Below are 13,527 nucleotides of genomic sequence, written 5' to 3' on the forward strand. Positions count from 1 at the left end.
GGGCACGACACTCCGAGGATGCGCCAAGCGCGCTTCCTGGCGCGGTGTTAAAGTGCCCGCTACTCAAAAACGATTGCCCGGCGTCGCTCGCGAAACGTGCGAATTCCGGGCTGGCTTCGATGTCAGACAACCCATCTTCGATCCGCTCCGAGACGTTCGCGCGGCGCTTGTCCGTGCTGAGCTCGCCCAAAGCAGGCGACGTGCTCACGCGCGGCCTGCGAGGCATCGAGAAGGAGAGCCTGCGCGTCACACCCGACGGCTCGCTCGCGATGACGCCGCATCCGCGCGCGCTCGGCTCGGCGCTGACCCATCCGTCGCTGACGACGGACTACTCCGAAGCGCTGATCGAGCTCATCACTTCACCCGAGCGCGAGCCCGCCGACACACTTGCACGCCTCGACGAGCTCCATCGATTCGTCTACTCGAAGCTCGGCGACGAGATGCTCTGGACCGACTCGATTCCCGGTGCGCTGCCCGAAGACGACGAAATCCCGATCGCGCAATACGGCACGTCGAATATCGGCCGGCTCAAGCATGTGTACCGTCACGGGCTCGCGTTGCGCTACGGCCGAACGATGCAGTGCATTGCGGGCATCCACTACAACTACTCGCTCGACGAGGAAGCGTGGCGCCTGCTTCACGCGGCGGAGCCGTCGCCCGCCACCGCTGTCGATTTCCAGTCGGCTCGCTACTTTGCGCTGATTCGCAACTTCCGCCGCACGAGCTGGCTGCTGATGTACCTGTTCGGCGCGTCGCCGGTGCTCGATCGCGGCTTCTTGCGCGGGCGGCCGCACACGCTCGAGCCGTTCGATGCCACGACGCTTTACAAGCCTTATGCGACGAGCCTTCGCATGAGCGATCTCGGCTACTCGAACACGACGGCCCAGGCCGCCTTGAAGCCTGACTACGATTCGCTCCCCGGCTATCTCGACGCGCTCGCGCGCGCGGTGAGCGAGCCGTATGCGCCCTATGAAGCCATCGGCACCCATCGCAACGGCGAGTGGGTGCAAATCAATACCAACGTATTGCAGATCGAGAACGAGTTCTATTCGACGATTCGTCCCAAGCGCGTCGCGCGCTCCGGTGAAAGGCCGCTGCATGCGCTTGCAGCGCGCGGCGTCCAGTATGTCGAGGTGCGCTGTCTCGACATCGATCCGTTCGAGCCGTGCGGCATCTCGCTCGAAACGGCACGGTTTCTCGACGCTTATCTGCTGGTGTGTGCGCTCGACGACAGCCCGCCGTTGCCCCACGCCGCCTATATCGAGGCGAATGCGAACTTCGGACGCGTCACGCTCGAGGGGCGCAAGCCGGACCTGCGGCTCACGCGCGACGGCCGCGAAGTGCCGCTCGTCGATTGGGCCGACGAATGGCTGGCGAAAATCGAACTCGCCGCCGATGCACTCGACGCAGTGGCCGGAGGCGATGCGCATCGGCGCGCGCTCGATGCGCAGCGCGCGAAACTCGCGGCGCCCGAGACCACGCCGTCCGCGCGCGTGCTCACCGCGATGCGCGAGCGCAAACAGGATTTCCTCACGTTCGGTCTGGCCCAAAGCCGCGCGCACGCTGCCTACTTTCGCGCGCGGCCGCCTGCTGCCGACGAGGCGCGCGCGGCAACCGAGTTCGCCGAACGTTCGCTCCAGGAGCAGGCCGCGCTCGAGCGCGACACGGACCCGGATTCTTTCGACGCATTCGTCAACGATTACCGCAGCTATACGCTCGAACGCTTCAGCGTTTGAGGGCGATCGGCGATCGGAACCGTTTTCACCGATCGACGGCAAGGCTGCTGCGATCCGGCGCGAACGCCGAGGCGCATTGCGCGTCGAACCGGCATGCCAACCAACGAGGGGCGGTTCGAATGAAGACCATGCCATGGGTAGCCGCGTGCGTACTCGCCGCGGGCTGCTCGACGACGGATCGCGTGACCCCTGACACGATGCAGGCCGCCACCGCGCCGCTCATCTGTGCGCATGCCGACGAATGCGCACGCTGGTGGGCTCGTGCCCAGCAGTGGGTCAGCCGCCACAGCGAATACCCCGTGCAAACAGCAAGCGACTCGCTGATCGTGACGACGGGCCCCGAGGGGGGCAGTGGCAAGCTGGCCTATCAAATTACGAGAACGGCCAACGCCGACGGCTCCGAGACGATCGGCTTCGCCGCCCATTGCGACAGCATGACGGGTTGCCGGCCCGATCCGTGGCAGGCGGCCGCCGAGTTCAAACAGTTCGTCAGGGCCGGCGCGGCGCCGGCCAACTGAGCGCCGAACTCAGTGCGCCATCGCCGGGCCCGCACCGCGCCTTGGCTTGGTCACCCAGACGAGCATCGCGAGCAGCACGAACGCGATACATGAGATCCGAAAGAAGTCGTTGGTCGCCATCATGTAGCCCTGCTGCGTGACGACCTGGTTGATCTGAGCCGTGGCGCTGCTGCCCGCCATGCCGAGCATGCTCAGGGCGTCGCGATAGTGTTGCGTGGCGGCCGAGTAGGCATTGACCGACTCCGACAGCACCGCGTGGTGATAGACGGCATCGTTTTCCCAGTAGGTCGTGCTGATCGCGGTACCGATCGCGCCAGCCAGCGTACGCAGAAAGTTCGAGAGACCCGACGCGCTCGCGAGGCGTTCGTCGGACACGCTCGAGAGCGTGATCGTGGTCATCGGCACGAAGAAACAGGCAACGCCGATACCCTGCACGATGCGCGGCAAGATGACGTGACTGAACGGCACGTCGAGCGTGAAGGTCCCGTTCCAGAGCGAGACGATCGCGAATACGGTGAAAGCGAGACTCGCCACCATTCTCAGATCGAGCCGGTGCATGTTGCGCCCGATGATCGGCGAGAGCACGAGCGCGAGCAAGCCGACCGGCGCGGTCGCCAGACCGGCGAGGCCCGCGGTGTATCCCATGACGGTCTGCAGCCAGAGCGGGAAGATCACCACGGACCCGAAAAACGCCATGTATCCGAAAAAAATGATCATCGCGCCCAGGGCGAAATTGCGGTCCTTGAAAAGGGTGAGGTCAATGACGGGGGTACGTTCCGTCGCCTCCCATATCAGCAGGAACGCCAGCGCCACGGCCGCAGTCAATGCGAGCCCCACGATGAATTGCGAGCTGAACCAATCGCGGTCCTTGCCGAGGTCGAGCATCATCTGCAGCGAGCCCACGCCCACCACGAGCAGGCCGAGGCCCACGCCATCGATGCGCTGGTGCGCGGTGGGCGTCTCGCGGCCACGCAGCAGAAAAAACGCCGCCGAGGCGGAGAGCAGGCCGATCGGCAGATTGATGTAGAAGATCCACGGCCAGCTGTAGTTGTCCGTGATCCAACCGCCCATCACCGGACCGAAGATCGGCGCGACGATCACGGTCATCGCCCACAGCCCCAGCGCAAGGCCGCGCTTTTGCGGCGGGTACGAGCGCATGAGGATCGTCTGCGAGAGCGGCACCATCGGCCCCGAAACGAGCCCCTGGAGCAATCTGAATGCGATCAGCGATTCGAAGTTCGAAGCGAGGCCGCATAGCGCCGAAGCGATCGTGAATGCGAGCACCGCCAGCGTAAAAAGCCGCACTTCGCCAACGCGCCGCGCAAGCCAGCCCGTCAGCGGCACGGCGATCGCGGCCGCGACGGAGTACGACGAGATGATCCAGGTGCCGTCACTCGCGGCAACGGCCAGACTGCCCGAGATCGTCGGCACCGCCACATTGGCGATCGACGTATCGAGCACCTCCATGAAGGTGCCGAACGCCAGGCCCACCGTCAGCAGCGCGAGTGTAGCGCCCGTGAGCGGAGCGGGCGGGTCGGCTCGCCGAGGCGAAGCCGTCGAGGAAGCAGCGTTGCTCATTCATATCCCCTTGAATGGTCCATCGCCACAGCGTCGTGCCGCAGATGACGCCTGCTTGTCGAGCTGGCCGACAATATCGCGCTAATTGGTTGCCATGTCAATATTCACCCATGCAATCATTTCGTCGGCCGTGCGGTAACCTGTGTCCTACTGTAATGAGGCGTAACCCGGCCGGGGCACGCACTGCGCTACCATCGCCGCATCGCAAGCCGGGTCCCACCTATGCAGTCCTCTCGAATTCACGCGCGCACCGCCGCGGGCGGCCGCCTCTCGGTGTTTCCTTTCCTGCCGGTCGTCAAGGCGGCCGCGTTGGCCGCCGCGCTCGCGCTCGCCGGCTGCGCCGTCGGGCCCGATTACCACCGGCCCGCGGCGTCCGTGCCTTCGTCGTTCAAGGAGGCGCCGCCCGGATGGAAAGTGGCCGAGCCGGCCGATCGCCATGACCGCGGCCCCTGGTGGGCAATCTACGGCGATGCGCGGCTCGATGCGCTGATGACCCAGCTCGATACGGCAAACCAGTCGGTGGCCCAATTCGCGGCCGCGTACCGTCAGGCGCGCGCGCTCGTAGACGAAGCGCGCGCCGCGTATTTCCCCACGCTCGGCCTGTCGGGCAGCGCCACACGTTCGGGCCAGCAACTTTCGAGTGCATCGGCGTTCGGCACGACGCGCTCGCGTGTTTCGAACAGTTTCCAGATCGGGCTCGACGCCACCTGGGAGCCGGATCTCTGGGGCAAGGTCAGCCGTTCGGTCAGCGCCGAACGGGCCGGCGAACAAAGCGCCGCGGCCGAGCTCGCGAATGCCCGGCTCTCCGCGCAGGCGACGCTGGCCCAAACCTACTTTCAATTGCGCGCCCTCGATTCGACGCAAAGGCTGCTCGACGATACGGTGAAGGCCTACGGGCAGGCGCTGCAGTTGACGCAAAACCGTTACACACAAGGCGTTGCCGCGCGCTCGGACGTCATCCAGGCGCAAACCCAGTTGCAATCGGCCCAGGCCGCCGCGATCGACAACGGCGTCGCTCGCGCGCAAAACGAACATGCGATCGCCGTACTGGTGGGCGTGCCGGCCTCGACGTTCTCGATCGAACCGATCCCCCTCGAGGCCGAGCCGCCCGAAGTCCCGCTCGAGCTGCCTTCCGCGCTGCTCGAACGGCGGCCCGACATCGCCGCCGCCGAGCGCAAGGCGGCCGCGGCCAACGAGCAGATAGGCGTTGCGATAGCGGCTTACTTCCCGTCGCTGACGCTTTCGGCACAGGGCGGGTTCGAGAACTCAGTGTTCTCGAAGCTGCTCACGCTGCCTTCGCGGTTCTGGTCGGTCGGCCCCACGCTTGCGGCCACGCTCTTCGACGCGGGACTGCGGCATGCGCAGACGGAAGCCGCGCGCGCCGCCTACGATCAGCAGGTCGCGGCCTATCGGCAGACTGTGCTCACGGCCTTCCAGGACGTCGAAGACAACCTCGCCTCGCAGCGCATTCTCGCGCGCGAGATCGTCGTGCAGCGGCAGGCGGTCGATTCGGCCCGGCAGGCGCTCGCCATCGTCACGAACGAGTATCGGGCGGGGACGGTCGGCTATGTGAACGTGTTGACCGCGCAAACCACGGCATTCGCCGCCGAGCAAAAACTGGCCAATATCGCGGGGCAGCGGATGGTGTCGTCGGTCGGGCTCGTGAAGGCGCTCGGCGGCGGCTGGGATGTCGCGCGCATGGCGGGTGAAGCCGCCACTGCGGCGAGCGCCGCGCCCGCCTCGGCACCGCTCGCGCGGTAATCGAGCGCGTTCGCGCTGTCTACCGCGTGTAGTCGAGCGCGACCGTGCCCGTGCCCGTCGGGCGTCCGAGCAGGTTCAAGAGCCCGGCCAGATTGTCGCGCGCCTCGGGGGCCGAGTTCGCCTCGCCGTGAAACGACACGCCGCCGCCCGCGAGCGTTCCGTGACCGCTCAGCAACAACGGACCTTTGAGCGTCGACAGATCGAGCGTGGACGCCGCTCCCTGCGCCTGCAGCACGACACGGTAGGAGCCGAGCGGCTTCACCTGCGAGACGCGCGAGACCATATCGTCGAGTCTCACATCAAAGCGGCCGAACAGGTTCCTGTGGATCAGGTGCCACTCCGTCCACGTAACGTGCACGCTGCCCTTGAGGTCGAGCGTATTGAACGGCGCCCCGAGGCCGTTCAGCAAAGCCGCCGGCAGCGCCATATCGCTCGCGGAGAGCCTGGCGCCGCCGAACGTCGCATCGACGGTTACGGGCCGCGGCATTGCATCGGTCTGCCGCACCCGGAGGTGCAACCGTCCCGCCAACAACGGCCAAAACGCGGTTTCCCACTCGATGCGCCCGGGCAGGACCGTCGCGCCGCTCGCGTCCGGGCCCGCTGCGAGCATCAGTGTCGCGGAGCCGCTCCAAAGCGAGCCCTGCGGCTCGATCAAATTGATGTGCCCCTGTGTCGCCTTGGCCACCTGTGGTGTGATCCATGCGGCTGGAAGCAACACGAGCAGCACGGCGGTACAGGCCACGCCGGCAATCGCGAGCCAAGGCAACGCCGCGGCGATGCGGCGCATCCAGATGTTCATTCGTCGTTCTCTCGGGAAGCGTTTCGCTGCGTGTCAGTGGCCTGCACGCGCGGCCGACGGGGGCTGCAACGATGCCGTCAGATCGACCTGGCCGTCGACCTTGAGGGCCGTCGCATGCGCTTCCGCCACCTGGACCTTGAATTGCCGTCGGGCATCGTCGAGCCACATCGCCCAGGCCGCGAACGACGCATTCTTCAATTCGATGCGCACGGCGTCGCCGGCGAGCTGCACCTGCGGCGAGACGAAGCCGGCCTGCGTCAGCGAAGCGGCCAGCGCATCCTTGAGCGCAAGCCCCGTGGGCGCCGCTCCCTGCGCGGCCGGCGCGAGCGCGCGGGCCTCGTCCGCCTCGGCCGTCATTTGCGCGAGTTCGCGCTGCATGGCCGGCAACGCCGCGCGCAGCTCGGCACGTCCTTGCTGAGCCGGCGCCCACAGCACAGAGTAGGCGATCACGACCGCCAGCAGAGCGCCGCCCCATGTCAGCAGCGTTTTCTCGCGGGCCGTGCGTCCGGCCCAGAACCCCGCCCAAGCGTTGGCGAGCACGGTCAGGGTCTTCATTGTCCGCTCCGGTTTCTGATGGTCCATTTGCCCGTGTTGCTGTCGAACTGGCCCCCAAGGCCGTGCTGCGCGAGCCGTGTCAAAAAGTCCGGATCGGCACTGACGTTCGGCTTGAAGGTCAACTCGAGCCGGCGGTCGTGATAGTCGAGCGCCGCGATGCCATTGACGGGCAGGGACCCGAACGCGGCGGCAAGCCGCGATGCCAGCGAGAGGAAATCGTCCGGCGACATCTGACCTGCGGCAAGCCGCAGGCGCTCGAGCTGCGATTTCATCTGCGCCGGCGGATCGAGGACGGCGGCCGTCTTCGGAAACGCGTTCAGCAGCAATTCGGTCATCTGCGCGTTGAGCGCGTCGCGCTCGCGTGCCAGCATGAACCACTGCACATTCGCACTGACGATGGCGACGACGAGCGACGCGGCGATGAGGCCGATCGGCACGCGCAGCCGCCTCACGGTCGCGCGATCGAGCCGCCATGGCCGAGACTCGAACTCGAACTGGCAAAGATCGAAGCGAGCGTCGAGTGCCGCGCGGGCGAGGCTCTCGAACGACAACGCGGCGGCTGTGGCAGTCGCGGCGACATGGGTACCGTATGGCGCCGGCGCATCGAGCCGCGGCTCGCTTCCGGGCAAGCCGGTGAGCTCGAAGAGCTCGAACGCGTGACCGCCCGCCAGCGCCGACAGCGTCGAGGCGAGCATCGAAGCCGGCACGGCAAGACCCTCGCCGAGTGCACCGCGTGCGATGGCTACTTCGACCCGCGGCTCGTTCGTCGCGAGCGGCGCGGGGGAGCCGCCTGCCGCCGTCTCGGCCAGGATGGCGGGCGCCGTTTCGCCGATCGCGCCGAGCAGCGCGGCCACGACAGGCTGCGGCTCAGCAATGAGCGGTGCGGAGACGACGGATGCGGCGGGCTGCAGCGGTGCTGCCGCCGGCGCGAGTCCGGCTTCGGCAAGCGCCGGTTCGGGCTCGGCGATCGGAGCCGCGCCTGCGGGCGCAGGCAGGCATCGCGTCACCGGAACGGCACGCAAGCTTCGATGTCCCGCCGCCGAGAACGCCTCCACGATGAAACGGAACCACCCCCGGTCGATGACCGCGAGCACGCGAGCGCCGGTTGGAAGCGGCTGCGGATCGAGCGCGACATGGCACGTCGCCGCGTCCTGGATCAGCCGATCCTCCACGACGTTCGGCAGCGCCTGTCTGAGCCGCGGTCCTCTGAGCGGCGGCAGCATCGCCGCAAGCATCAGGACGTCGCGCGCGGCGACGATCAGCACGGTCGTCGATGCGCGCGGCAAAAAGGCGAGTTCCGCGCGGCCCGCGCGTTCCTTGCGGCCGCCCTTGTCGAACAGGACGAAGGGCATCTCGGGCAGTTGCCACTCCTGCGACGGCACTGCCGGGTCGCGCGGTGGCAAAAATACGATCAACGTGCTCAAAGGCCGTTATCTCCTGGTTGGCTCAGGTCTTCGCAAACCGTCTCAAGGCGCGTCTTCGACTCGCACGATGCGAGTCGAATGCGTCAATGGGTCGCGATAGACGAGGGTCGTGCGATCGACTTCGGCGCGCCGATGCTGCACGCGGCCATGGACGAAAAAATAGCTCGTCGTGACGTCGATGGGAATCGAATTCGCGTCCGACGCCTGGGGCGGTGCGCCGGCGCCGCGCAAAGCCAGCGTCACGTCGCCGGTGTTTCGAAAAAATACGGTCTGGCGCCGCGAAACGAATGCCTGTGCCGTCGAAACCGTCATGCCCGGCGTAATAGCGGCGACCACTTCGGCCGGGGCGGTATTCATGTTGATCGGCGTTTGCGTCGGCAACACCGTCACGAACGGGCGCAACCGCTCGACGATCTCCGGTGTAAAGCCCGGTACGTTCAGCAGCGAATCGACGCTCGTCATCTGCAGCGGTACATCGCCCGAGTCGTCGTCGGTATCCTGAAGCCCGGGTTTGCTCGTGAAATTATTGCCTCCCACCGCGCCGCCGAGTTGCTGCGGCTGAGCGTTGCCCGTCAACGGATTGTTCTGCGCCTGAAAACGCGTGGCCGATTGCTTGAGCGACGCGCGTATGTAAACCGCCGTTTTCCTCGCGAGTTGCTGCCCGGCAAAGCCGAACGATTGCAATAAGCGCTGGAAGGCGAGCGTCTGCTGAATGTCGATCTGCAACTGCCCGGGCGCCGGTATGGAGACGAGATTGCGAAGATTGAACTTGCCCTGCGCGTCTTCGATGGAGCCCGATACATACGTGTCTTCGCCTTGCCCCGCCTGCGCGGCGCCGATTTTGCCGAGAAAGTCCGAAAGCTTCGTTTTGGCAATCGGAACCGCCCAGACGCCGCCAAGATACGTGACGGTCGGCGCCGTATCGGCTTCGGCACGCAAAATGAGCCGCGTCCAGTCGAGCGCGCCGCGCGAGACCCATTGCGCCTGCGCCAGCAGACGCTGGTTCTCGATGCGGCGCACCTGGATCTGTTGCCGCCAGAGCACGCTTGCGACCAGTATCGCGGCCAGGGTGACGACGAAAAGCGCGGTGACGATCGCGGCGCCGCGCTCGTTCGCGCGCTCACGCGGCGCGCCAACAGGCGCGCGCGAGGTCATACGGCGGCGAACGGCAGGAACGCGAAGGCGCATCGTCACTCTCCGACCAGAAAGACGCGCTTGATCGGCGCGTGCAGGGACGTGGCGCCGATGCTGAGTTCGAGCCCCTTGACCGCGCGATCGAGCGGCGCGTTGCCGAATTGCGGCACTTTGAGATTGTTGGCGTTTCGCGCGATTTCGTCGCTGACCTCGCTCATCTGCGTGGTCCATCCGACGCGCGGCACGAAGAGCCGCGCGTTGATCGCGCCGACACCGCCGATCAACGGCACCGCGCTCCACGCACCGGCGCCGCTCGAGGCATCGAGCAGCCGGCGCAAGTCCCCGGCCGTCGCGACCGGTGGCGAGGCGTAGCGCGTCACGCGCCCGTTCGCGATCTGATACCTGACCACCTGCAAGCGCGGCGCTTCGCCTGCCATGCCGAAATGCCGCACGATTTGCAGCGTACTGCCGGCGACGGACACGGACGGTTGCCCGACTTCGTCTTCGGTGGCGGCTTCGCGCGCATCGATGCCAACCTGATCGAACAGCTGGACGAAGACCCGCTCGTCTTCCATCGCATTGGTAATCGTCTGTCGCGCCCGAATGATCTGCTCGAGCCCGCGCCATGAGAGCACGGCGATGACAGCGAGAATCGCGATCGCGACCATCAGTTCGATCAAGGTGAACCCGCCCGTGCGCCGCGAGCGCCGCGCGGCATCAGAGCGCACGGTTCGTCTCATTGGCCACCACCGTGACGAGTTGGGCGAGCACGCCGTCTTCCCCCGGTACCGTCACGGAGACCTCGACGCGCCGAAAGACCGGATTGGGCGTTGCCGCGACGCGCTCCGTGCACGACAACGGTTGGTTTCCCTGCGAGCAATCGAACGTGCGCGCGCCGATATCGGGCCACTGCCGGGCGAGATAGAGTTGCGCGAGGGCGTTCTCGGCGCTCCATCCGGCGAGCAGACGCCGGTGCAGGCCGGCTTCGTCTGTCGCGAGCATCGCGCTCGCGCGCAGCGCCGCCGCCAGGGCGACGGCAATGATCGCGAGCGCAACGAGCACCTCGATCATCGTGAAACCGTTCGATCGGACAAGACATCTTGCGCGGCTTGCGCGCCGATTGAGCAGGGGTAGGCGTGCAGGCATCGTCAGCGCACCTCGAAGCGGCCGTTTCCGGTGCCGACGACCGTGACGCGGCCGACCTCCGAAAAAAGCGTGACGGTCACCGCGGCGCCGATGCTTTCCACCCCGAATACGATGCGATCGGGATGGACATCGGAGCCGGGGTAATCGATCGCGACGTCGGTGATGCCGGCTTCCCACCGCCTCTCGCGCAACAGCTCGTCGCGCTGCAGCGGCCGCCAACCGTCGTCGGTACGGATGTCGAACCGGTAGCCGCCCGCCACCGGCTGCCATGCAATCGGCCGCGCCCGCACCTGGGCTTCGTCGGAGGCCGATTCGAACAGCAACGCAAGGCGCTGCGCCTGCTCCTTCAGGTCCGTGCGCGGATTGCGGGTGATCGACACCGACGCGAGCGACACGAGCAGCCCGGCAATCACGAGCACGACGAGCATTTCGAGCAGCGTAAAGCCGCGCACGCGCGCGTACGTGGCTTTACGAAAACACAGGCGGCTCGTCGTCGAATCGGGCATCGTCGGTTACCAGGATGCGGCGTCCAGGGGGCATCGCAACGGACTTATTGCCACGACCCGATATCGGCGTCGTTGCCTTCGCCGCCTGCTTTGCCGTCGGCGCCGAAGCTGAACACATCGATTTCCCCGTGTACGCCTGGATTCAGATACTGGTAAGGATGCCCCCAGGGGTCGGTCGGCAGCTTGTCGAGATAACCGCCGTCCTTCCAGTTATTGGGTACCGGATCGGTCGTCGGCTTGCTGATGAGCGCCTGCAGCCCTTGGTCCTGCGTCGGATAGCGGCCATTGTCGAGCCGGTAGAGATCGAGCGCCTGCCTGATCGAGCCGATGTCCTGCTTGGCGGCGACGCGGCGCGCTTCGTCGGGACGGCTCATGATCTTGGGCACGATCAGCGCGGCCAGAATGCCGAGAATCGCGATGACGACCATGATTTCGATCAGCGTAAAGCCGCGCTGGCGCCGTGCACGCGCCGATTCCAGCTCCATATGACGTCGGGTCCATCTTTGCATCATTCCTACCTCGTTCTCAAAAAGTTTGGCCAAAAACGCCGCTGCGTCCGGCGCTCGATTCGGCCCGTGATTGTAATGTCGGACCGTCCGCGCGCCAGGTCACGCGCAAACCGATCAATACTTCGTACAATGGCTGCATGAACACTCTACAAGTCCGCCTGCTATCTTTTGTCGCCTTCGCGATTCTTTGCGCGACACTAACCTACTGGGTCGTGCTTCTCACCGCCCGGCCGCCGGCCCCGCCGCCCGCCGCATCGGTGGCGCCGGCCGTGTCCGTCGAAGACGCCACCACGCTTTTCGGCGGCAAGCTCACGCGCGAAGTGAACCGGAGCATCAAGCTTTTCGGCATTCTTGCGCTGAGCAAAGGCGCCGCCGCCATCGTCAGTGTCGGCGACGAACCGCCGCACGCGATCTCGCTCGGCGGCCGGCTCGGCGAAGATTCGACGCTTGCGCAAGTGCGCGCGCGTTCGATCATCGTCGACCACAACGGCGCACGCTCCGAGGTATTTTTGCCGAGTACCGTCACGGGCCCCACGATCTACGTGCGCTGATGCGTCGCCAGCCTGTACAGCCTGTACAGCCGGCCCACACGGTACACCCGATACGCCTGCTGGCGTCGTCACCCGCTCGCGGGCGCCTTCACTGAACCATATTGTTCAGATCGATGATCGGCAGCATCACCGCGAGCACGATGACGAGTACGACACCGCCCATCGCAAGAATCAGCAACGGCTCGAGCAGGCTCGTCAGAAACATCGTCCTGCGCTCGAGTTCGCGCGCCTCACCCTCGGCCGCGCGATCGAGCATCGTCGTCACATCCCCCGTCGCTTCACCCGAACGAATCAAATGCACGAGCACGGGAGGAAACGTTTTCACGTTGCCGAGCGAACGCGACAGCGAGGTCCCTTCGCGCACGCGCACGATTGCATCGTCGACGTTGCCTTTCATCGCGCGGTTGTTCAACGTTTCACCGGCTGCCTGAAGCGCGCGCAGGATCGGCACGCCCGCCGCGCTCAGAATCGCAAGCGTGCTGGCGAAGCGCACGGTGTTGTACCCGCGCACGAGCTTGCCGGCAAGCGGCGCGGTCAGCAGCCATCTGTCGAACGCGAGGCGGGGAGCTTGTTGCGCGAGAATGCCACGTACCGCGAACACGACGAGACCTACCCCGATCAGAATCGCCCACCACCAGTGCCGCACGAACCCGGAGAGCGCCATCATGAACACCGTGATGAACGGCAACTGCTGTTTGGTACTGGCGAACACATTCACGACTTGCGGCACGACGTAGCTGAGCAGAAACGTCACGATGCCGAATGCGATCATCGTGACGATGGCCGGATAGGTGAAGGCCAGCACGATTTTCTGCGTGAGTGCGTTGCGCTGCTCGATGTAATCGGCAAGCCGCGACAGCACGAGTCCCAGCTTGCCCGTGTGCTCGCCCGCGGCAACCAGCGCGCGGTAGATATCTGGAAAATCGCGCGGATGTTGCTCGAGCGCGTTGGCGAGCGAATGTCCGCCGAGCACCTCGGCGCGAATCGCGGCGACGAGCTCACGGATGTAGTCGCGCTCGGCCTGTTCGGTCAGCACGGCAAGCGCCTCGTCGAGCGGCAACCCCGCCGTCAGCAGGCTCGCGAGCTGACGCGTGAGAATCGCCTGCTCGCGCTGCGACAGCTTGCGTCCGAGCGCGAGGCGGCGGCTGCGCTCGCCGCGCGCCGCGCTACCCGCGGGCTCGACAACGAGCGGCGTCAGGCCCTGCGTGCGCAGCTGCGCGCGTGCGGAACGGGCGCTGTCGGCATCGAGCACGCCTTTTTGGGCATGCCCGACGGTATCGATGGCTTCGAATCGAAATGCCGGCATGCGT

General features: G+C 66.1%; 14 protein-coding genes. 4 read left to right on the top strand and 10 right to left on the bottom strand.

Annotated elements, in window-relative coordinates:
• Positions 1 to 119: 119 nt before the first annotated feature.
• Both gshA and ACO1XS_RS17080 read left to right on the top strand, forming a co-directional pair.
• Complete coding sequence (gene gshA, locus ACO1XS_RS17075) at positions 120 to 1,736, top strand: glutamate--cysteine ligase (protein WP_486391224.1); 1,617 nt, start codon at positions 120 to 122, stop codon at positions 1,734 to 1,736.
• Between the two features lie 119 nt (positions 1,737 to 1,855).
• Positions 1,856 to 2,254 carry a hypothetical protein gene (locus ACO1XS_RS17080; RefSeq protein WP_331573626.1) on the top strand — a complete coding sequence of 133 codons (399 nt, stop codon included), beginning with the start codon at positions 1,856 to 1,858 and terminating at the stop codon, positions 2,252 to 2,254.
• A 9-nt stretch (positions 2,255 to 2,263) separates the two neighbouring features.
• Here ACO1XS_RS17080 and ACO1XS_RS17085 read toward each other — a convergent pair whose 3' ends face one another.
• On the bottom strand, positions 2,264 to 3,832 hold the full coding sequence (locus ACO1XS_RS17085; protein WP_486391225.1) for a DHA2 family efflux MFS transporter permease subunit: 1,569 nt from the start codon (positions 3,830 to 3,832) through the stop codon (positions 2,264 to 2,266).
• Positions 3,833 to 4,054: 222 nt separating this feature from the next.
• Here ACO1XS_RS17085 and ACO1XS_RS17090 point away from each other — a divergent pair, with 222 nt between their 5' ends.
• Entirely contained in the window at positions 4,055 to 5,593 is a 1,539-nt protein-coding gene (locus ACO1XS_RS17090; protein WP_486391226.1) for an efflux transporter outer membrane subunit, read from the top strand.
• Between the two features lie 19 nt (positions 5,594 to 5,612).
• Here the strand turns inward: ACO1XS_RS17090 and ACO1XS_RS17095 are convergent, their stop codons facing one another.
• Genes ACO1XS_RS17095 through gspG form a run of 8 tightly spaced genes read right to left on the bottom strand, consistent with a single transcriptional unit; the run spans position 5,613 to position 11,666 of the window.
• Complete coding sequence (locus tag ACO1XS_RS17095) at positions 5,613 to 6,392, bottom strand: type II secretion system protein N (RefSeq protein WP_486391227.1); 780 nt, start codon at positions 6,390 to 6,392, stop codon at positions 5,613 to 5,615.
• 33 nt (positions 6,393 to 6,425) lie between these two features.
• The gene (locus ACO1XS_RS17100) at positions 6,426 to 6,947 is read right to left on the bottom strand and encodes a type II secretion system protein M (protein WP_331573618.1); all 522 of its coding nucleotides are present in this window, start codon (positions 6,945 to 6,947) and stop codon (positions 6,426 to 6,428) included.
• Positions 6,944 to 8,371 (bottom strand): type II secretion system protein GspL, encoded by a 1,428-nt coding sequence (gene gspL / locus ACO1XS_RS17105; protein WP_486391228.1) that lies wholly within the window; start codon positions 8,369 to 8,371, stop codon positions 6,944 to 6,946. The genes ACO1XS_RS17100 and gspL overlap by 4 nt, the downstream gene beginning before the upstream one ends.
• 42 nt (positions 8,372 to 8,413) lie before the next feature.
• Positions 8,414 to 9,559 (bottom strand): type II secretion system minor pseudopilin GspK, encoded by a 1,146-nt coding sequence (gspK, locus tag ACO1XS_RS17110; RefSeq protein WP_414720329.1) that lies wholly within the window; start codon positions 9,557 to 9,559, stop codon positions 8,414 to 8,416.
• Positions 9,560 to 9,561: 2 nt separating this feature from the next.
• Complete coding sequence (locus tag ACO1XS_RS17115) at positions 9,562 to 10,245, bottom strand: PulJ/GspJ family protein (RefSeq protein WP_440559731.1); 684 nt, start codon at positions 10,243 to 10,245, stop codon at positions 9,562 to 9,564.
• Positions 10,223 to 10,651, bottom strand: a complete 429-nt coding sequence (gspI, locus tag ACO1XS_RS17120; RefSeq protein ID WP_486391229.1) for a type II secretion system minor pseudopilin GspI — start codon at positions 10,649 to 10,651, stop codon at positions 10,223 to 10,225. Before gspI ends, ACO1XS_RS17115 begins: the two co-directional genes overlap by 23 nt.
• Before the next feature lie 2 nt (positions 10,652 to 10,653).
• Positions 10,654 to 11,157 (bottom strand): GspH/FimT family pseudopilin, encoded by a 504-nt coding sequence (locus ACO1XS_RS17125; RefSeq protein WP_331573612.1) that lies wholly within the window; start codon positions 11,155 to 11,157, stop codon positions 10,654 to 10,656.
• A 44-nt stretch (positions 11,158 to 11,201) separates the two neighbouring features.
• Entirely contained in the window at positions 11,202 to 11,666 is a 465-nt protein-coding gene (gene gspG / locus ACO1XS_RS17130) for a type II secretion system major pseudopilin GspG (RefSeq protein ID WP_331573646.1), read from the bottom strand.
• A gap of 137 nt (positions 11,667 to 11,803) precedes the next feature.
• Here gspG and ACO1XS_RS17135 point away from each other — a divergent pair, with 137 nt between their 5' ends.
• Positions 11,804 to 12,217, top strand: a complete 414-nt coding sequence (locus tag ACO1XS_RS17135; RefSeq protein ID WP_331573610.1) for a hypothetical protein — start codon at positions 11,804 to 11,806, stop codon at positions 12,215 to 12,217.
• Between the two features lie 88 nt (positions 12,218 to 12,305).
• Here the strand turns inward: ACO1XS_RS17135 and gspF are convergent, their stop codons facing one another.
• The gene (gene gspF, locus ACO1XS_RS17140; protein WP_331573607.1) at positions 12,306 to 13,523 is read right to left on the bottom strand and encodes a type II secretion system inner membrane protein GspF; all 1,218 of its coding nucleotides are present in this window, start codon (positions 13,521 to 13,523) and stop codon (positions 12,306 to 12,308) included.
• Positions 13,524 to 13,527 lie beyond the last annotated feature (4 nt).

It is taken from the genome of Trinickia sp. (assembly GCF_057351765.1).